General features: G+C 65.9%; 19 protein-coding genes and 1 pseudogene. 13 read left to right on the top strand and 7 right to left on the bottom strand.

The features are described from left to right. The first annotated feature begins 28 nt into the window (after positions 1-28). The gene (locus AC59GX_RS03420; protein WP_056060288.1) at positions 29-484 is read left to right on the top strand and encodes a universal stress protein; all 456 of its coding nucleotides are present in this window, start codon (positions 29-31) and stop codon (positions 482-484) included. 12 nt (positions 485-496) lie between these two features. On the opposite strand, the gene AC59GX_RS03425 is transcribed toward AC59GX_RS03420, so the two are convergent. After that, entirely contained in the window at positions 497-1,168 is a 672-nt protein-coding gene (locus tag AC59GX_RS03425) for a PAS domain-containing protein (RefSeq protein WP_136189454.1), read from the bottom strand. Positions 1,169-1,336: 168 nt separating this feature from the next. Here AC59GX_RS03425 and AC59GX_RS03430 point away from each other — a divergent pair, with 168 nt between their 5' ends. After that, positions 1,337-2,626, top strand: coding sequence for a M20/M25/M40 family metallo-hydrolase (locus tag AC59GX_RS03430; protein WP_426280978.1), 1,290 nt, complete (start codon positions 1,337-1,339; stop codon positions 2,624-2,626). A gap of 27 nt (positions 2,627-2,653) precedes the next feature. Here the strand turns inward: AC59GX_RS03430 and AC59GX_RS03435 are convergent, their stop codons facing one another. Together AC59GX_RS03435 and AC59GX_RS03440 are read right to left on the bottom strand one after the other, a co-directional pair. Beyond that, a complete protein-coding gene (locus AC59GX_RS03435) occupies positions 2,654-4,981 on the bottom strand; it encodes an EAL domain-containing protein (RefSeq protein WP_426280977.1) in 2,328 nt (775 codons plus the stop codon). A 201-nt stretch (positions 4,982-5,182) separates the two neighbouring features. After that, positions 5,183-6,946: a fatty acyl-AMP ligase gene (locus AC59GX_RS03440; RefSeq protein ID WP_426280976.1), complete on the bottom strand. Its 1,764-nt coding sequence runs from the start codon at positions 6,944-6,946 to the stop codon at positions 5,183-5,185. Positions 6,947-7,040: 94 nt separating this feature from the next. Between AC59GX_RS03440 and AC59GX_RS03445 the strand changes: the two genes are divergently transcribed. From AC59GX_RS03445 to AC59GX_RS03465, 5 genes and pseudogenes are all read left to right on the top strand, one after another. Beyond that, entirely contained in the window at positions 7,041-7,736 is a 696-nt protein-coding gene (locus tag AC59GX_RS03445) for a regulatory protein RecX (protein ID WP_426280975.1), read from the top strand. Positions 7,737-7,829: 93 nt separating this feature from the next. After that, positions 7,830-8,417, top strand: a complete 588-nt coding sequence (locus tag AC59GX_RS03450) for a cold-shock protein (protein WP_426280973.1) — start codon at positions 7,830-7,832, stop codon at positions 8,415-8,417. Further along, positions 8,417-8,914 carry a DUF192 domain-containing protein gene (locus AC59GX_RS03455; RefSeq protein WP_426281112.1) on the top strand — a complete coding sequence of 166 codons (498 nt, stop codon included), beginning with the start codon at positions 8,417-8,419 and terminating at the stop codon, positions 8,912-8,914. The genes AC59GX_RS03450 and AC59GX_RS03455 overlap by 1 nt, the downstream gene beginning before the upstream one ends. Positions 8,915-9,277: 363 nt before the next feature. Beyond that, positions 9,278-9,670: an NADH:ubiquinone oxidoreductase subunit NDUFA12 gene (locus AC59GX_RS03460; protein ID WP_056060269.1), complete on the top strand. Its 393-nt coding sequence runs from the start codon at positions 9,278-9,280 to the stop codon at positions 9,668-9,670. A gap of 197 nt (positions 9,671-9,867) precedes the next feature. After that, a pseudogene (locus AC59GX_RS03465) lies at positions 9,868-10,101 on the top strand (DUF2155 domain-containing protein); the annotation flags it as partial. A 35-nt stretch (positions 10,102-10,136) separates the two neighbouring features. On the opposite strand, the gene aat reads toward AC59GX_RS03465, so the two are convergent. From aat to AC59GX_RS03485, 4 genes are all read right to left on the bottom strand, one after another. After that, on the bottom strand, positions 10,137-10,868 hold the full coding sequence (gene aat / locus AC59GX_RS03470) for a leucyl/phenylalanyl-tRNA--protein transferase (protein ID WP_426280971.1): 732 nt from the start codon (positions 10,866-10,868) through the stop codon (positions 10,137-10,139). Then, positions 10,865-11,587: a ParA family protein gene (locus tag AC59GX_RS03475; protein WP_497300820.1), complete on the bottom strand. Its 723-nt coding sequence runs from the start codon at positions 11,585-11,587 to the stop codon at positions 10,865-10,867. The genes aat and AC59GX_RS03475 overlap by 4 nt, the downstream gene beginning before the upstream one ends. A gap of 107 nt (positions 11,588-11,694) precedes the next feature. Beyond that, complete coding sequence (locus AC59GX_RS03480; protein WP_426280968.1) at positions 11,695-12,063, bottom strand: hypothetical protein; 369 nt, start codon at positions 12,061-12,063, stop codon at positions 11,695-11,697. Positions 12,064-12,188: 125 nt separating this feature from the next. Next, positions 12,189-12,359 (bottom strand): hypothetical protein, encoded by a 171-nt coding sequence (locus AC59GX_RS03485; protein WP_253071992.1) that lies wholly within the window; start codon positions 12,357-12,359, stop codon positions 12,189-12,191. A gap of 168 nt (positions 12,360-12,527) precedes the next feature. Here AC59GX_RS03485 and AC59GX_RS03490 point away from each other — a divergent pair, with 168 nt between their 5' ends. The 6 genes from AC59GX_RS03490 (at position 12,528) to AC59GX_RS03515 (ending at position 18,132) form a co-directional block, all read left to right on the top strand. Next, positions 12,528-13,496 carry a cysteine synthase A gene (locus AC59GX_RS03490; protein ID WP_426280966.1) on the top strand — a complete coding sequence of 323 codons (969 nt, stop codon included), beginning with the start codon at positions 12,528-12,530 and terminating at the stop codon, positions 13,494-13,496. Positions 13,497-13,555: 59 nt separating this feature from the next. Further along, a complete protein-coding gene (locus AC59GX_RS03495; RefSeq protein WP_497300823.1) occupies positions 13,556-13,825 on the top strand; it encodes a hypothetical protein in 270 nt (89 codons plus the stop codon). A gap of 449 nt (positions 13,826-14,274) precedes the next feature. After that, the gene (locus AC59GX_RS03500) at positions 14,275-14,775 is read left to right on the top strand and encodes a division/cell wall cluster transcriptional repressor MraZ (protein ID WP_107952158.1); all 501 of its coding nucleotides are present in this window, start codon (positions 14,275-14,277) and stop codon (positions 14,773-14,775) included. Then, complete coding sequence (gene rsmH / locus AC59GX_RS03505; RefSeq protein WP_426280965.1) at positions 14,772-15,722, top strand: 16S rRNA (cytosine(1402)-N(4))-methyltransferase RsmH; 951 nt, start codon at positions 14,772-14,774, stop codon at positions 15,720-15,722. The genes AC59GX_RS03500 and rsmH overlap by 4 nt, the downstream gene beginning before the upstream one ends. Further along, positions 15,719-16,417: a hypothetical protein gene (locus AC59GX_RS03510; RefSeq protein WP_277982332.1), complete on the top strand. Its 699-nt coding sequence runs from the start codon at positions 15,719-15,721 to the stop codon at positions 16,415-16,417. Before rsmH ends, AC59GX_RS03510 begins: the two co-directional genes overlap by 4 nt. Next, positions 16,414-18,132, top strand: a complete 1,719-nt coding sequence (locus tag AC59GX_RS03515) for a peptidoglycan D,D-transpeptidase FtsI family protein (RefSeq protein WP_056486659.1) — start codon at positions 16,414-16,416, stop codon at positions 18,130-18,132. The genes AC59GX_RS03510 and AC59GX_RS03515 overlap by 4 nt, the downstream gene beginning before the upstream one ends.

The raw sequence follows: 18,132 nt of genomic DNA on the forward strand, positions 1-18,132 counted from the left end.
CCAATTACCGGCGATAACGGGGGCAAAAATGCGCATTTATCTGGTGGTTATCGACGACAGTCCGGAAGCTGGGATCGCGTTGCGTTTCGCGGCCCGGCGTGCGGTGAAGACCGGCGGTGGGGTCGAGATCCTCACGGTGATCCCGCCGCAGGAGTTCATCGCGTTCGGCGGCGTCCAAGCGACGATCGAGGAAGAAGCGCGCCTGCATGCCGAGGGGTTGGTAGCGGGGGCTGCGGGTACGTTGCTTGAGGAGTCCGGCTTGCGTCCGTCGATCACGGTGCGCGAGGGGGAAAGCGCCAAGATCATCCGCGAAATGATCGCGGCAAATCCCGATATCGCGGCGCTGGTCCTCGGCGCCGCGGCGACTGGTGCTCCAGGCGAACTGATCGCGCATTTCGCGGGGACCGACGCGGGTTCGCTGCCGGTGCCGGTCATGATCATTCCCGGATCGCTCACGCGCGAGGCAATCGACCGGCTCAGTTGAGTGGGGCGTACCTCAACTGACAGCCATTGCCGAATGCGTGGCCAGCAGGCGCTCCACGCTGTTGATGCCAGTCTGCGTGAGTTGCAACGCATCGAGATTGCTGTCTGGCGGTTCAATGAGCGACTTTGCCTGGAGCACGCGAATCCAGCGACCGAGCGTCGACCGTGACAGGCGTAGCTGGTCGGCAACCATGTCGACGCTTGCGATTCGGCTCTCGGCTTCTGCGACGTACACGATCAGCAGCGTCGTCCACGCATGATCGGCGAAAAGATCGGACCCGAGTACCGCGTCGCGCGCACGGATAATTCCCAGCAAGTCCTTGGCCCGGCGCCAAAGATGATGCGGCATGGCATCGCCACTGATTGTGTCGGCGAGCGTAGGAGCGGTGCACAGGGTGCCGATTAGTCTACCCGGCTTGCCGTTGCCCAGTCGCGAAACCTGGACTTCCAGCGTGATGATATCGCCTTCGCCGCCGATGTAACGTTTCCGGATTCGGGCTGAATTGCCATTGGGTTGCAATGCCGCAACGTGGCTCAGGTTACGCGCGACGTCGTCGGGGTGCGTTATCGAAAGGTAGGAAAGGCCCACAAGCTGTTTCTGCGTGCGTTGCAGCACCGCCGCGACCGGTTCGTCTATCGCGAGGATAACGCCGTCGCCGTCTGAAACAGAATGGCCAATGATCATCTTAGGTCCTCGCGCTCTTGATCATATAATAGCGGTTGGCTTAAAAAGTCTCAAACATTTGATCGGTCCATTTTGCATAACATCTTGTCGGCACACAAAATTGCCCGCCGGGAACGATTGTGACGCTACCCTCTTGAGCGTGGCGCGAGATCGGGCCACGATCGGCTCATGCCTATTTTTGCCGTCCCGCTGCTACTTGCCGCCGCCGCCCCTTACCCTGCTCCGTCTTCGGTTCGCCTGAAGGCGGACGTCACCGCGATGGTTGGCTTCGGTACGCGTCACACTGCGTCGATCACCACCGACCCGAAACGCGGTATCGGTGCCGCCCGAAACTGGGCCGCGAGCCGGTTCCAGGAAATTGCGGCGACGTGTGGCGGTTGCATCACTGTCGATCGCATCTCGCGCCGCTTCACCGGACCACGCGCACCGACCGGCGTGGTGGTCGAGGATGTGCTCGGGATTCAGAAGGGCCGCGATCCGAACCGAGTGGTGATCGTCGGCGCGCATATCGATAGCCGCGTGACTGACGTGATGAACGTCACCTCCGACGCGCCCGGCGCGAACGACAATGCGTCGGGCGTCGCACTGGTGCTGGAGGCCGCACGGCTGTTGTCGCAACGCCAGTTCGACGCGACGATCGTCTACGCTGTGTTTTCGGGAGAGGAGCAGGGCCTGTGGGGCGCCGAACTGCTCGCCGATACCGCCAAGGCGCGCGGCTGGCAGGTCTCGGCGATGCTCAACAACGATATCGTCGGCAACACGGTCGGGCAGGGCGGCGTACGCGTCGCCGACAAGGTCCGGGTGTTCTCCGAAGGCATTCGCGCATCCGAGGATCTGGTCGCCCAGCAGGGCCGCCGCGCCGAGGGCGGCGAGGATGACGGCCCCAGCCGTGCGCTAGCCAAGGCGATCGACGGTATCGCGCGCGACATTCCCGGCGGCCTCGACGTGATGATCGATCGCCGGCCGGACCGGTTCGGCCGTGGCGGCGATCACGAGCCGTTCCTGAAGCTCGGCTACCCCGCGGTGCGGTTCTCGGTCGCAGCCGAGAACTGGGATCGCCAGCATCAGGACCTGCGCACCGAAAAGGGCGTGGTCTACGGCGACACGATCGAGGGCATGGACTTTCCGTATCTCGCCAAGGTGACCGCGATCAACGTCGCGACGTTGTCGCGGATTGCCAGCGCCCCCGCGGCCCCTGAAGACGTGTCGATCGCCGGGGCATTGTCCCGCGATACGACGGTAAAGTGGACTGCGGTACCGGGCGCTGCGGGCTACCGCGTGCGGTGGCGTCGCAACGATGCGCAGAGCTGGGCGGAGACACGCGACGTTACCGGGACTGGCACGGTCCTGACGCAGGTGCCGGTGGACGACAATTTCGTCGGCGTGTCCGCTTTGTCGGCGACGGGCGCGGAAAGCCTCGTCAGCTTCGCCGGACGCGACCGCCGACCGACCCGGTAACTGCCCGTCGAGGCGCACATCGGTTGCCTAGGCGGCGGCCGATGCTTTCCAGCGACCATGTGCCAGCGCGCGCGCCTGTTCGACGGGCATCGGGCGGCCGAAATAGAAACCCTGGACGTTGGTGCAACCGAACGCCTGCGCCATGCGGTGCTCGGCTTCGGTTTCGACGCCCTCCGCGGTCGTGTCGATGTCGAGGCTCCGGGCGAGCGCGATCACAGCGTGGACGATCGCAACCGCTTCCCGCGTCCCGGCGGCGGCGTCGCGGACGAAGCTTCGGTCGATCTTGATAGACGAGAACCGCGTACGGCTGAGATAACCGAGCGAGGAATGGCCGACGCCAAAATCATCGAGACTAAGCCGCACGCCCATGTCGAGCAGTCGCTCCAGGACCTTGGTCGCGCCCAACGCCTCGGTCAGGAATACGCTCTCGGTAACCTCGAGTTCGAGGCGATCCGCGGACAGGCCGGTGTTCGCCAGCGCGGAGGTGACCGTCGTCACGAAATTGGGATTCTGGAGCTGGTCGGCGGACACGTTGACCGCAACGCGAATGTCGGACGGCCATTTCGCAACCTCTTCGCACGCCGTCCTCAGCGCCCACGCCCCGATCGGCGCGATCAGGCGCGCGTCCTCGGCAAGCGGAATGAACTTTTCGGGCGCGATGATACCGAAGCGTGGACTGGTCCAGCGCAGCAGGGCTTCGAACGCGACCAGCGTCTCGCCGCGAGCATCGACGACCGGCTGGTAGTCGAGGTGCATTTCGCCATTCTCGAGCGCGGTGCGAAGCGCCATTTCGAGGACACGCCGCTCCTCCGCCTTCACGTGCAGCTCCGGCTCGTAGGTGCGGTACACCCCGCGGCCGGCGTCCTTGGCACGGTAGAGCGCGAGGTCGGCGGAGCGGACGAGCATTTCCGCGGTGCGGCCGTCGCGCGGGCCGATCGCGATGCCGACGCTGGCACCGATATACAGCGTGTGCGCGTCGATCTCATAGGGTCGCGACAGCGTCTCAATGATCTGTCGCGCAAGGTCGTCGATCGCTCCAGCGTCGCTCGCGCCCCGCACGATGACCGCGAACTCGTCGCCGCCGAGCCGCCCGCACAGGCTGCCGTCCCCCATCAAGCCCTCGAGCCGTTCGGACACGCAGCCGAGCAGGCGATCGCCGATCGGATGGCCGAGCGTATCGTTGACCGCCTTGAACCGATCGAGATCGAGCATCATGAACGCGTAGCGGCCACCCCAGCTGTCGGCTTCGGCCATCGTCCTGACGAGTGTCTCGTTGATCATCAGCCGGTTGGGCAGCCCGGTCAGTACGTCGAACCGCGCCATCCGGTTGATACGGTCTTCCGACGCGCGCAGCTCGGTGATGTCCGACGTGACGCCGCGAAATCCGTAGAATTCGCCATCGTCTCCGAACCGGGGGGAGGCGGCGATTTCCCACCATCGCAGGTCACCGTTGATCGTCACCGGCAGGCGGACATCGCGAAAGCTGTCGCGACGGCGCAATTTCTCGGCAAGCGTCCGCAGTTCTGGTGCGAACTCCCCACTGTCCCAGCTCGGGCCGGCCAGCAATTGCAGCAACGGCATCCCGTCGATCTCACCGGGATCGAGCCCGCACGCGACCGCGAACCGCGACGACGCGCGAACGATTCGCCGCATCGCGTCGGTCTCCCACAGCCAGTCAGCGCCGGTATCCTCGAACTCGCGAAGGAGCAGACTCACGGTCTCGTCGCGTTCGTTCAAAGCGATCTCGTTGGCGCGGATCAGGACGAGGGCGCGGGCACGGCTGACGCATCCCGCCATCAGCACCAGCGTGAAGCCCAGGATCCCGATCGCTGCCGACGTCGTCCCGGCGATCAGCAACTGGATGACCATCGACGCGCCGAGATATCCAAGGAAGATCAGCGTCGCGAGCGTCAGCGGCGCCATCACGAATGCCGCGGCCGTCATCAATAGCGTCAGCGTGATGCCAAGCCCGGCGGTCGTGCCCGAGGGAGCATGCGTACAGAACAGGATCGGTACGCACGACCAGCCGAGGCCAAGCGCCAGGCCCTCCCACCCGGTCTTGCGCAGGTCGTGGACGCTCGCCTGGCTTTCACCAGTGTGCGGAACGGCGAGACGCCGGAACGCGACCGCGACGGCGATCGCGACGAGCAACGCGGACCATGTCGTGACCTGCCACGCAGGGACGGTCGCGCTGACCAGGAACCCGGTCGCCAGTACCGCCGCCAGATTGGTCGAGAGCAGGACCAGTGCCATCTTGCGCCCGGCGAACAACTGCGCGGCACGGATGCGGCTCCATTCGACATGGTCCGCCCCGCCACCGCGAAGCCCCATCAATCTGAAGAGATCGACGGCCACGCGGCGTGACGGAGAAGGCGGTGCAGGGCTCACGGCGTCGGTCATAGGTCCGCTTGGTTATCAGATCGTTCTTATCGACCAGCGTGACTGTAATTTAGTTCGATCTGGATCAATCCACGCCGTCGTGGACGTCCTTGCATAGTTTCATTCGCGTGTCAGCGGTGGCCGCGTGACCCGCCGCCGGTCTCAGGCAGGGCGGTCTCAGGCTGCGATGTCGTACGGCTTGATATCGCCGCTGAGGTACAGGTTGCGCGCCTTGGCCCGGCTGAGCTTGCCCGACGAGGTGCGCGGCAGGGTGCGCGGCGGGATCAGTTCGATCAGGCAGTTCATGCCCGTCACCGACCGCACGCGCTCGCGGATCTCGTCGCGCAGGCGCAGGCGTTCGGCTTCGTCCGAGCTCCGGCACTGGACCAGCACGGCGGGGGTTTCCTCGCCGCCGGGCGTCGTGATCGCGAACGCGGCGATGTCGCCGGCCTTGAAGCCGGGGAGCTGCTCCACCGCCCACTCGATGTCCTGCGGCCAATGGTTCTTGCCGTTGACGATGATCATGTCCTTGGCGCGGCCGACGATGTAGATGTAGCCGTCCGACATATAGCCCATGTCGCCGGTATCGAGCCAACCGTCGGCCATGCACGCCTCGGTCGCCGCATCGTCGCGGAAATAGCCGACCATCACCGACTTGCCGCTGCACCAGACCTTGCCGATCGCGCGATCGGGGAGGGGCGTGCCGTCCTCTTCGCGGATTTCGATTCGCATGTCGCGGACCGGCTTGCCGCAGTTGACGATCGCCCGGTAGCGCTGGGGACGGTCACCGCCGCGCGAGCCACCCGAAAGCTGCGTTTCCTCGACCAGTTCGACGCGGATGCCTTCGCCCGGCGGCATCAGCGAGACCGCGAGCGTCGCCTCGGCCAAGCCGTAGCTCGGCAGGAACGCACTCGCCTTGAAGCCGGCATCGGCGAACGCGTCGACGAACGACTGCATCACGTCGGGACGGATCATGTCGGCGCCATTGCCCGCCACGCGCCAGCGCGACAGGTCAAACCGATCGCTCGCCTTGGTCTGGCTCGACATGCGGCGAGCGCAGATATCGTAGCCGAAGGTCGGCGAATAGCTGAGCGTCGTGCCTTCGTTCCGGCTGATGAGATCGAGCCACGCGAGCGGACGGCGCGCGAAATCCTCGGTCTTGAGGTAGTCGGTCGAGACCTGGTTGGCGATCGGCGACAGGAAGCAGCCGACCAGCCCCATGTCGTGATACCAGGGCAGCCAGGAAGCGCAGCGATCGGTGTCGCAGACTTCCATGCCGTGGCTATGCGCTGCGAGGTTGTTCAGAAGCGCGGCATGCGTGATGACGACACCATGCGGGAAGCGCGTCGAGCCGCTCGAATATTGCAGATACGCGATGTCGTCGGGTTTTGCCTCGGGCAGCGTCGCGACCGGTGCCTCGCGCGTCGCGAACTCGGACCAGTCGATGCCGACGGTACCCGACAGGCGGGCAGCCTCGCCCGCCATCTGCGCGAGCTCGGGCGGGAAGATCAGCATCTTCGGGTCGCAGCTCGCAAGCTGGACGCGGAGCTGTTCGATGTACGAATCCCGACCGCCGAACGAGGTCGGCAGCGGTAGCGGCACGGGCCATGCGCCGGCATAGACGACGCCGAAGAACAGCGCCGCGAACTCGGGGCCGGTCTCCGCGACCAGCGCGATGCGATCGGCAGGCGCGACGCCGGCGGCGATCAGGCGGTCCGCCATCGCACGCGCGTCGTCCCGGAGTTGCGAATAGGGGTAGGGCTGGGACAAAGTGCCGCGAGCGTCGTGGAAGTTAAGCCCGCGGTTACCGCTGGCTGCGTAATCGAGCGCTTCGCCCAAGGTACCGAAATCGGCGAAACGGCGCGGCAGGGCGTCTTGGGTCGGCGTCGCAACGATTGACGCTACGGTCATGCCGTCCTTGTTAGCCGTGTCGGTCGTCATCGCAGTTCCTTGGTTCGTCGCGGCGCTCGAACACACCCCGCCTATCTTCAGTCTAGCCGTTCAACTTCGGGTGCCAGTGTGGCACAATGATGGCGTGACCAATGATAGCCACAGCGAAAGCAACGCGTTTCCCCCGTCGCTGGATGCCGGCGACCAGGAAAACGGCGCGTTCGACGATAGCGGCGGCACGAAGCGGCGCGGCGGCAAGAGCTGGGGCAGAGGCGGCGGGAAGGGCGGCGGCAAGGAGCGGGCGCGCGAGCGTCCTGCGCCGAAACCGCTCGATGCCGCGGCGCTGGAACAGATGGCCCTCCGCTATGTCGAGCGGTTCGCGACCACGCGGGGCCGCCTGACCGATTACCTGATGCGGAAAATCCGTGAACGCGGCTGGGACGGGGGCACCAGCGCGGCGCTGGCCGAGCCTGGCGAACTGGCGCAGCGGATGGCCGATCTCGGCTATGTCGATGACCGGGCCTTTGCCGAGCAACGCGCTGCTGCGATGCAGCGACGCGGGCTGGGCGCTCGCCGAGTCGCGGGCGCGTTCCGCGAGGCCGGTATCGATGAGGGCGATGCGGAGTCGGTCGCGCCCGCGATCGCCGACCGCGCCGTCGAATCGGCACTTGCCTTCGCACGACGCAAGCGAATCGGCCCCTACGGCACGGGGGACGGCGACCGCAAACTTCATGAAAAACAGCTCGCGGCGATGCTGCGGGCGGGGCACCGGTTCGATCTTGCACGCAAAATTGTTGCTGCACCGCCGTCCGACAGCCCCGAATCGATGGATTTCGACTGACCGTCGCAACGGATTCATTGCGACTGCGACGAACCGTGCTAGCAAGGCGTCCAGGGGTGTAACAATGCGTAACGACACGCAGCAGGTGCTGACATGCCGGTAGAGGTGGGGCCAGTGGAAGCGGGAACGACGACGCTCGGGGGTGTCGGCGAGGGTGTCGGCGCGGCCGAAACGCGCGCGATCGGCGGCGTCATCAAATGGTTCGACGTCACGCGCGGTTTTGGCTTCGCGGTGGCGGACGACGAGACCGTCGGCGATATCCTCGTGCACTTTTCCGTCCTGCAGGCGCATGGCCGCCGTAGCCTCCCCGAGGGTGCGCGCGTCGAGACGCTGTCGGTCCAACGCGGTCGCGGGTTCCAGGCGCGTGAGATCCTCTCGATCGATCTGACCAACGCGGTCGAGGAGCAGGTTCGGGCGCCGATTTCGCCCGATCGAATCGATCCGATCGCGATGATCGACGCGGCGGGGCCGTTCGAGGCAGCGTCGGTGAAGTGGTTCAACCGGTTGAAGGGCTATGGCTTTCTGGTACGGGGTGCCGATGGCAGCGACATCTTCATCCACATGGAAACGCTGCGCCGCGCCGGGATCGAGACGGTCGAGCCCGACCAGCCGCTCCGCGCGCGCGTGGTCGAAGGACGTAAGGGGCCGCTTGCCGTCGCGGTCGAAGAGGATCTGGGATGATGTTCGTTACGAAGGCCGTGTTGGCCGCGGTGCTGGCGCTGGGCGTCGGCGCCGGGGGTGTCGCGTACATGAATAGCCGCGCGGACTCGGACGTGGCCGCGGTCGCTATGCTGCCGCTGACGATCAAGAGTGCGAACGGGACGCATGCGTTCAAGGTCGAGAGCGCGAAGACGGAGGCCGACCAGGCGCGGGGCCTTATGTTCCGCACCGACCTGAAGCCCGACGGCGGTATGCTGTTCTGGCCGTATCCCGCCAAGGGTGGCGAGCCGGTGGTGGCGAACTTCTGGATGAAGAACACGCCGAGCTCACTGGATATCATCTACATCCGTGCGGACGGGACGATCGCGAGGATCGCCGAGAATGCGGTGCCGTTTTCCGAAGCGCCGATCCCGTCAGGGGAGCCGGTGGGGGCCGTGCTGGAGCTGTTGGGCGGCCGCGCTTCGGAACTGGGGATTGCCGAGGGTGATCTGGTGACGTGGGACAAGAGCGCGAAGTAGGCGCGCGAACCGTTCGACCAATGGCACCACCCCGGCGAAGGCCGGGGCCCAATTGGGAAGGTCGCTGTAATGTCGGACAGCGCTTCGTTAGCGACGTTACCCAATTGGGCCCCGGCCTCCGCCGGGGTGGGACATCTGACTAGGCGACGATTCCAGCCACGTGTTTCCCCGCGAAGGCGGGGACCCAGACTGAGCTCCCGCCTTCGCGGGAGAACAAGGAAGCGGAACCGTTGTAGGCAGAAGCGTAAAAACGGCGAACTCCACGATCGTCCCCCGCCAGGGTAAGGATCGTTTAAAGGATCGCGCGACGCCTTCCCCATCATCAAGGTTGAAGCCCGCCCCCACTCGCGGTAAGCGCCAGTCATGGGCTTTCTCGCATCGACTTTCACGTGGTGGAACGGCGCCACCCTCGGCACCAAATTCGGCTTGCGCAGCATGGCGAAGAAGGGCGAGGACGCGCTCGGCAACGTCTATTACGAAGGCGGCAAGGACACCGCCGGCAACCCGCGCCGCTGGGTGATCTACCAGGGCGCGACCGATGCGAGCCGCGTGCCGCCGGCGTGGTTCAGCTGGCTGCATCACCAGGTCGACGACGTACCCGATCGCGCATTGCCGCCGATCCGTGCCTGGCAGAAGCCCGCCGTGCCGAACATGACCGGTACCGCGCTCGCCTATCGTCCTGCCGGTGCGCTCGAAAAGGGTGGCCACCGCGCCGCCGCGACGGGCGATTACGAAGCCTGGACGCCCGAAGGGTGATCATGCGCTGGCTCGCCGCGGCCGGGTTGGTCGTGGCGTTGGCGGTCGGCGGCTGGTTCGGATATCGCGCCCTCACCACGCCCGCGACGAAAGTTACCGCGGTCCAGCAGGACCTGCCGGGCGCTGACGAGCAAGGCAATTCCTCGATCGAGACGATCGATACCGGTGCTGCGGCGATCGCCAATGGCGGCACACCGATGGCGCAGCGTGTCGCGGTGCTAGGCCTGCTCAACAAGCGTAATGGCGAAACCCGCGAAGTGCGCCTCAAGCCCGGCCAGGCGACGCGCATGGGCGACGTCGTGCTGCGATTGCGTGCGTGCGAACAGACTGCGCCGTGGGAGCAGGAGCAACTGACCGGCGCGTTCGTACAGGTGCTGGTGCGCGGCGTAGACGCGCATTGGCGCCGGACCTTCTCCGGATGGCTGTACAAGGAACGCCCCGCGCTGAACGCGGTCCAGCATCCGGTCTACGACGTCTGGACCAAGAGCTGCGCGATGACCTTCCCGGAGACCGGCCCCGATACCGCGCCGCCCGCCGAAGCCTTGCCGGCCAAGCGATCGAGCGCGCGGAAATCGCCGGCTGCGAAGGATGCCCCGGCGCCGGAGGATGGCTTGAGCGCACCCTCGAGTGCCGCGCCTAGCAACGCGACGTAATCCGCGCGCTCGATCTCGATCGCGCCGAGCGAGGCGAGATGCGAGGTCTGGAACTGGCAGTCGAGCAGCGTGAACCCGCCGGTCCGCAGCCGCGCGACGAGGTGCGCGAGCGCGACCTTCGAGGCGTCGGTGGCGCGGCTGACCATGCTTTCGCCGAAGAATGCGCGGCCGAGCGACAGGCCGTAGAGCCCACCGACCAGCTTGCCGCCGTCCCAGCATTCGACCGAATGCGCGAACCCCATCGCATGCAGCGTCTGGAAGACCCGCTCTATGCCGTCGTTGATCCACGTCTCGGGGCGACCTTCGACGCTCTCGGCGCAGAGCTGCACGACGCGTTCGAACGCGGTGTCGACGGTGACCTGGAACCGGTCCGCGGCGATCGTCTTTCTCAGCGAGCGCGAGAGCTGGAACCCGTCGAGCGGCAGGACCGCGCGACGGCGCGGCTCGACCCAGTACACGCTGGCGGCGTCGCGGCTGTCCGCCATCGGGAACACGCCGACCGAATAGGCCCCAAGCACGAGTTGAGGGTCTAAAACGTCGCTCATGCGGTGAGCCGGTGTTCGATCCGGCGCCAGAGGTCCGCAAACGCCTGCGCCGCGGCGGACTTCGGTGCGAACACGCCGACCGGCGCGCGCTTGACCGCCGTCGACTCGATGTTGCTCGCCATCGGGATGACCGGCCAGTCGGGGTGGCGGGCCAGCGCCTCCGCATGCAGCGCACGACGCTTGTCGACCATCACGTGGACCGGCAGCAGCGGCGTGCGGCCGCCCAGGTGCTGGACCACCGCGTCGTATGCGCGGGTCGACAGCGGCGAGGGAATGACGGGAATGACGATAAGATCGGCCGCGCGCATCACCTGGTCCGCGGTTTCGGTCAGCCCCGGCGGACAGTCGAGGATCACGCGGTCATAGCCGGCGAGTTCGGCCAGCAGCCTGGCGAGCCGCTTCTTCTTGTCCATCACGTGGAATAGCTGGTCGAGCCCGCGTAGCGATGCGTCCGCCGCGATCAGGTCGAGATGCGGGTAGGCGGTCGGCCGCGCCTGCTTGGCGACCGCGACGTCCTTCGAAAACATCGCCTGCGCTTGATCGACTTTACCCCCGGCTCCATGGGGTCCCCCGAGCACCCAGGTCGACGCCGCCTGCGGATCCAGATCCCAAAGGAGCGTCCGGCGCGCCGACAATGTCGCGGCGCACCACGCCAGGTTCACCGAAAGCGTCGTCTTCCCGACGCCGCCCTTGAGGCTGTAGATCGCAACGGTTGCCATCAGACTAGCGTGCCGGTCCAAGGCGGTGAGGGCAAGGGTGTGCAGCGCAAAGAAAAACGGCCGGCGGATGATCCGCCGGCCGTTTCGTCATTCGTAAACGTAGAAACTTACGCGTGGCAAATCTGCGCCGACTTGCCCGGTGCGGTCAGCGTGACGCTCGATTCGTCGCCGGTCATCGACCAGCCGCCCTCGGCGGTCTTCGGCGAACCGGCAACGTCCGACTTCAACGTCGTCGCGGGGCCGTCCTTCTTAGTCTTGACCACGGCTTGCTTGTCGCCCTGGAAGAACGTCACGTAGAGCAGGCTGTTGTCCTTGCAGCGCAGCGTCTTCTCGGACTTGATCGCGGGCGGCAGTTCGACCGGCGCGGCGTTGGCGAGCGTGTTCGCCATCGGATCGGGATTGCTGTCCAGCACCTCTGGCGAGGCGGGCTTGGAGTTGCAGGCTGCCAGCACGAGCAGCGCGGCGACGGCGGTCATGGGGAGGATTTTCATAGCGGGACCTCGCTTCGCGCATGCAGCATGGAGCGTCAAGGGCTATGGTTTGCGGTACCATCGCATAGCGGCGAATAGGGCAGTATGTATGACGGGTAAGATGTCCGCGCTCAGTCGTGCAGCGGACGGTCCTGCTTGGCTACGTCATCCTGCGACTGAAGTCGTTCTTCGACCATTGCCAACGGAGTCGCGATATGCGCGGCGATCAAGGTGTCGCCGAGCGCTTCCATCAGGTCTGACGCTTTCGACAACAAGGCCAGAGCTTGCCGATACTGTTCCATCATCCCGCTCCCGCCAGTTTCGAACTTACTAACATAGATCATATATTGGTTGTAATGAACACGACATGAAAAGCATGTCATCCGCTTGGGATGTTCGCGTTGGCGGCGTTTAATCCTGCAAACTTTCGCTCGCTTGCTCTAGGCGGGGCACCACGCCACATAGCGCGCATGCATACGACACCCGACACGCTCGCCCTGATTGGCAACACGCCGCTTGTTCGTCTGAGAGGTCCCAGCGAGGCCACCGGCTGCGATATCTTCGGCAAGTGCGAATACACGAACCCCGGCGCGTCGGTGAAAGATCGCGCAGCGCTGTTCATCGTCGAGGATGCGGAGCAGCGCGGACTGCTCCAGCCCGGCGGGACGATCGTCGAGGGCACCGCGGGCAATACCGGGATCGGCCTCGCGCTGGTAGCGAACGCCAAAGGCTACAAGACGATCATCGTCATGCCCGAGACACAGAGCCGCGAGAAGATGGACACGTTGCGGGCTCTAGGTGCCGAACTGGTATTGGTCCCCGCCGCGGCATTTTCGTCGCCATGCCATTTCGTCCATACCTCGCGCCGGATCGCCGACGAGACGCCGGGCGCGATCTGGGCGAACCAGTTCGACAACACAGCCAATCGCCGTGCGCATATTGTCGGGACCGCAGAGGAGATCTGGGCACAGATGGACGGGCGGATCGACGGCTTCACCTGCGCGGCGGGCACCGGTGGGACGATCGCCGGGGTCGGGCTCGGGCTCAAGGCGAAGGACGAAAGTGTCTGCATCGCGCTCAGCGATCCGCATGGCGCTGCGCTATATAACTACTACGCACACGGCGAGTTGAGGGCAGAGGGCTCTTCGGTCGCGGAGGGTATCGGGCAGGGGCGCATCACCGCCAATCTGGAGGGGGCACCGATCGATACGCAGTTCCGGATTTCCGATCAGGAGGGGTATGCGTGGGTCCGACGGTTACTCGACGAGGAAGGGCTCTGCCTCGGGCTGTCGTCGGGGATTAACGTCGCCGGTGCGGTGGCGCTGGCGAAGCACCTGGGACCCGGCAAGCGGATCGCGACGATCCTGTGCGACACCGGATTCCGCTATCTTTCGACGCTGTACGACCCTGAATGGCGTCAGGCGAAGGGTCTGGTCTGAGCGGGATGGTTCCCGAGAATCGACAGAAGCGCGGTAGTCGGGTATCGAGGTAGGGCAAGATGAAGTTACCCCACGAACCTTCCCAGACCATGCAGCGCATCAAGGTCGGCATGATCGGCCTCGCCGCGGTCGTGCTGCTGATCGGTCTCGCGAGCGCGATTATCGGTTCGACGAATCGCGAGCGGCCGGTCGCGACCGTGGGGACCGCGCAAGCCGACGTGGTGGCGAACATGGGCGTTTCGAACGTTACCGAAGCCGCCGGAGCGGGCGAGCCGCTCGCGGAAATGGGCGTGGCGCCGAGCGCCAACGCGCAGGCGCCCGCGCAGTAATTGCTGCCTTCTTGCTCCCCTCCCTGGAAGGGAGGGGCTGGGGGTGGGTTGGTTTCCGCATACCTGAACGCGAGTGGCTCGATCGGGCCGACCCACCCCCGACCCCTCTCTTCCAGGGAGGGGAGAGCGTTACCCCTTGGTAACGTCTGGCGTGCGTTGGCTTCGACCATCTGAGGAGCTTCCGCACTTCATCCCCGGATATCCCCAGTAGTCAAAACAGTCGTCAGCACTTTCACATCCGGTCTACCCGCATATTCCCCCAGACTGAGCATCGCAATTGCGGTGAAATCCGTCCAATCCCCAAAAATCCCGTTGCGTCCCCGAAGCGCTATGGTAGATGGAGGTTAATACAGGGGCATTTTCATCGTTCGCTGAAAACGCGTTCGAAACGTAGCGATGGCTGCTTTTCGAAGCGGTGAAGCGTGCGCGCCAGTTCGAAGGGTTTTGGCGTGTCGGTACGGGGTCGCTATCAAGGAGACGGTATCGGCCTTGTCGACGACAAGGGCCGGGTAGCCATCCCCTCGGCACTCCGCACGATGCTCTCGGCAAATGCGCCCAAGGCGAACGGCAAGGACGGCGGGACCATCATCATCGGCGCGCATCAGAAGAATCGCTGCCTGGTCGCGTACGATCCCGGTTACGTCGACATTCTCGCCGAGCGCCTCGATCGCCGCGAATCCGAGAACACGTCCGAGAACGGCGAGTACGACTACAACATCAAGCGCGCCGCCGCGTCCGGCGAAGCGGTGCCGTTCGACGGCTCCGGTCGCTTCATCATGCCCGCGTTCCCGCGCTTCTATGCGGGCATCAAGGGCCATGCGTTCTTCTATGGCGTGCTCGATTACATCGAGATCTGGGACCCCGCGACGCTGATCGCCACCGACGGCATGCCCCCCGTCGTCAAGGAGATGGCGCGCTTCTACATGGCCGAGAAGGGGGTGCAGCTGTGAGTTCCCCCGACGCTCCGCATATTCCCGTCCTGCTCGACGAAGTCCTTGCCGCGCTTTCCCCTGAGCTCGGCGAGACGATGGTCGACGGCACGTTCGGTGCGGGCGGCTATACGCTGGCGTTGCTCAAGTCGGGCGCGCGGATCGTCGCGTTCGACCGCGATCCAGACGCGATCGCCAATGGTCGCGCGATGGAAGAGGCCGAAGAAGGCCTGACGCTGATCGCCGCGGACTTCTCGGCAATGGCGTCCGAACTCGAAGCGCGCGGCCTCGCGCCGGTGGACGGCGTGACGCTCGATATCGGCGTGTCGTCGATGCAGCTCGACCAAGCCGAGCGCGGCTTCTCGTTCCAGTCGGATGGCCCGCTCGACATGCGGATGGCGCAGGCCGGCATGTCGGCGGCGGACTTCGTCAACGAGGCGGACGAGAACGAGATCGCCGACGTGCTGTATCAATATGGCGACGAGCCCAAGTCGCGGCGTGTCGCCCGCGCGATCGTCGCGGCGCGCCCGCTGACGCGGACCGGCGAGCTGGCGCACATCGTCCGCCGCGCGCTCGGCTACAAGGCGCACGACAAGAAGGACCCCGCGACGCGCGCGTTCCAGGCGATCCGGATCCACGTGAACCGTGAACTGGGCGAGCTAGCCGACGGATTGCTGGCGGCCGAACGCGTGCTGAAGCCCGGCGGACGCCTGGCCATCGTGACGTTCCACAGCCTCGAGGACCGGATGGTGAAGCGCTTCCTGCGCACGCGTTCCGGGGGCTCTCCTTCAGGTTCGCGTCATCTTCCGCAGGTGAAAGCCGTTGCGGAACCTAGTTTTTCTCATGTCGGCCGCGGTGTTCGCGCCGGCGAGGCCGAGATCGCACGCAACCCGCGCGCGCGCTCGGCGACATTACGGACGGCGCGGCGGACCTCCGCGCAACCCTGGACGGAAGAGGTGACGACATGACGGCGGCGTATCGGATGAAGGGTGTGGGCTGGTTCGGGGGCTGCGTGGCCGTCGTGCTCGGTTTCTACCTCGTGTCGCTGCAGGTCGCCGCCGAGCGCAAGAAGCTGGAGGCGGTCAATGGTCAGATCCGCTCCGCGCAGCGCGACATCCGCGCGCTGGAAACCGAGTTCGACACGCGGGGCAATCTGGCCCAGCTTGAGCGCTGGAACGGTGACACGCTGGCGCTGTCGGCCCCGACCGCGGGGCAGTTCGTCGTGAGCGAGGCCGCGCTTGCGGCGCTCGACGTCAACAGCCTGCGCGCGGACGGGGTCCAGACCGCCGCGCTGCTGGTGCCGTCGGGGGCGGGGTCCGTCGTTTCCACCTCGATCGTCCCGGTTACCGCTGCTCCGCCCGTCGTGAAGCTTGCGCCCGTCGCCCCGGTCCAGATGGCGCAGGTTACCGCGCCGCGTGCGATGAACGTCGCGATCCAGGCTGCGTCCAAGACCGCGCTGAAGCCGGTCGTGATCCGCGCGTCGGTATCGACGCCGCGCTCCGCCGAGGCCGCACTTGTCCGTGCCGCCAAGACCGAACGCCTCGCCGCCGTCGCGAAGGTCCGTCCGCAGGCAGTGGCGATGCTCGACCGGAAGCTGTTGTCCGACACGACGCTGGGTGACATCATGAGCGGCGCCCGCTCCGAGAGCCGTAAGCGGCGGTGACCGCCTTGGTCGCCCGGCCCGTCTCGCAGCAACGTAGCGCCAACCAGCGTCATGCACTGGTGGCGACGGCGCACACGCGCCTGATGATGCTGATGTTCCTGTTCGGAGCAGCGGTGCTGGTGGTGGTCGGTCGGCTCGGAATGCTGGCGGTGCAGGCGTCGCTCGCCGATCCGCAGGCGCGCTCGGCGGCGATCGCGGCGCGCGGCGACATCGTCGATCGCAACGGCGCGCCGCTCGCGCGGACGATCGATGCGTGGACGATCGCGGTCCACCCGAAGAAGCTGATCGGCGATCCGACCGAGATCGCCAGCAAGCTCGCCGCGCTGATGCCCGAAGCGGGTGACCAGGCGCATTATTATGCGCTGCTGACGTCGGGGAAGAGCTTCATCTATCTTCAGCGGCGCGCGTCGCCGGCGCTGGTCGAGCAGGTCAACGCGATCGGTGAGCCCGCGATCGTGTTCGACCGCGATACGCAACGACTGTACCCACAGTCGACGATGGCGGCGCACGCACTCGGCTTCCTGTCGACCGCGGGTCACGGCATGAGCGGGATGGAGCGCGTGCTCGACGAGCGGCTGACCAATCCTGCGCTCAACGGTACGCCCGTCGCGCTGTCGCTCGACAACCGCGTCCAGGCGGCGATGGAAAGCGAACTCGGCCGCGCGATGACGACGTTTTCCGCCCGCGGCGCTGGCGGCATCGTCCTCGACGTCGCGACCGGCGAAGTGATCGCGATGGTCTCGCTGCCGACGTTCAACCCCAACCGCGTCGGCATGTCGGGCAGCGAACAGCTCCGCAACATCACGACGCAGAGCGTGTTCGAGCTTGGCTCGACGTTCAAGCCGATCACGATGGCGACGGCGATGGATACGGGTGTCGTCACATCGTTCGCGCGGCGGTTCGACGCGACGCATCCGCTTCAGGTCGGCCGCTTCACGATCCACGACGAGCGCGGCGATCCGAAGCGGTGGCTGAACATGGCCGAGACGCTGATCTACTCGTCCAACATCGCCACCGCACGCGTGGCCGACGAGGTCGGGCCCGCGAAGATGCAGGCGATGTTCAAGAAATTGGGCTTCGATACCAAGCCCGATATCGAACTGCGCGAGAAGGGCCGTCCGTTGTGGCCGAAATACTGGGCGCGCACGACGACGATGACCACCGCCTACGGCCACGGCATCGCGGTGACCCCGCTGCATCTGGCAAGCGCCTATGCCGCGTTGGTCAACGGTGGGATCTGGCGGCCGGCGACGCTGCTGAAGGTCGCGCCGGGTCATGCGGTTGCGGGTCGTCGCGTCATCAGCGAGCAGACCAGCGCGCGGATGCGGCAGATGCTGCGGCTGATCGTGCAGCGCGGGACGGGTCGCAAGGGCGATGCGCCGGGCTACCGCGTCGGCGGCAAGACCGGGACGGCCGAGGCGGCGGTGTCCGGCGGCTACGATCATTCGCGCAACGTGGCGACGTTTGCCGCGGCGTTCCCGATGGATGCGCCGCGCTATGTCGTGCTGGCGATGCTCGATTCGCCGCTCGGGACCAAGGAAACCGCCGGATGGAAGACCGCGGCGTGGAATACCGCGCCGGTGGTCGGCCGCACGATCTCGCGTGTCGGGGCAATTCTGGGCGTGGTGCCCGACGCGCACCGCGACATCGACGTGTCTGACATCCTGCCGACTTTGTGGCAGGACCCGTCGCGTACACAGCCGACCGGGCAATGA

It is taken from the genome of Sphingomonas sp. 320_CC, from assembly GCF_059691795.1.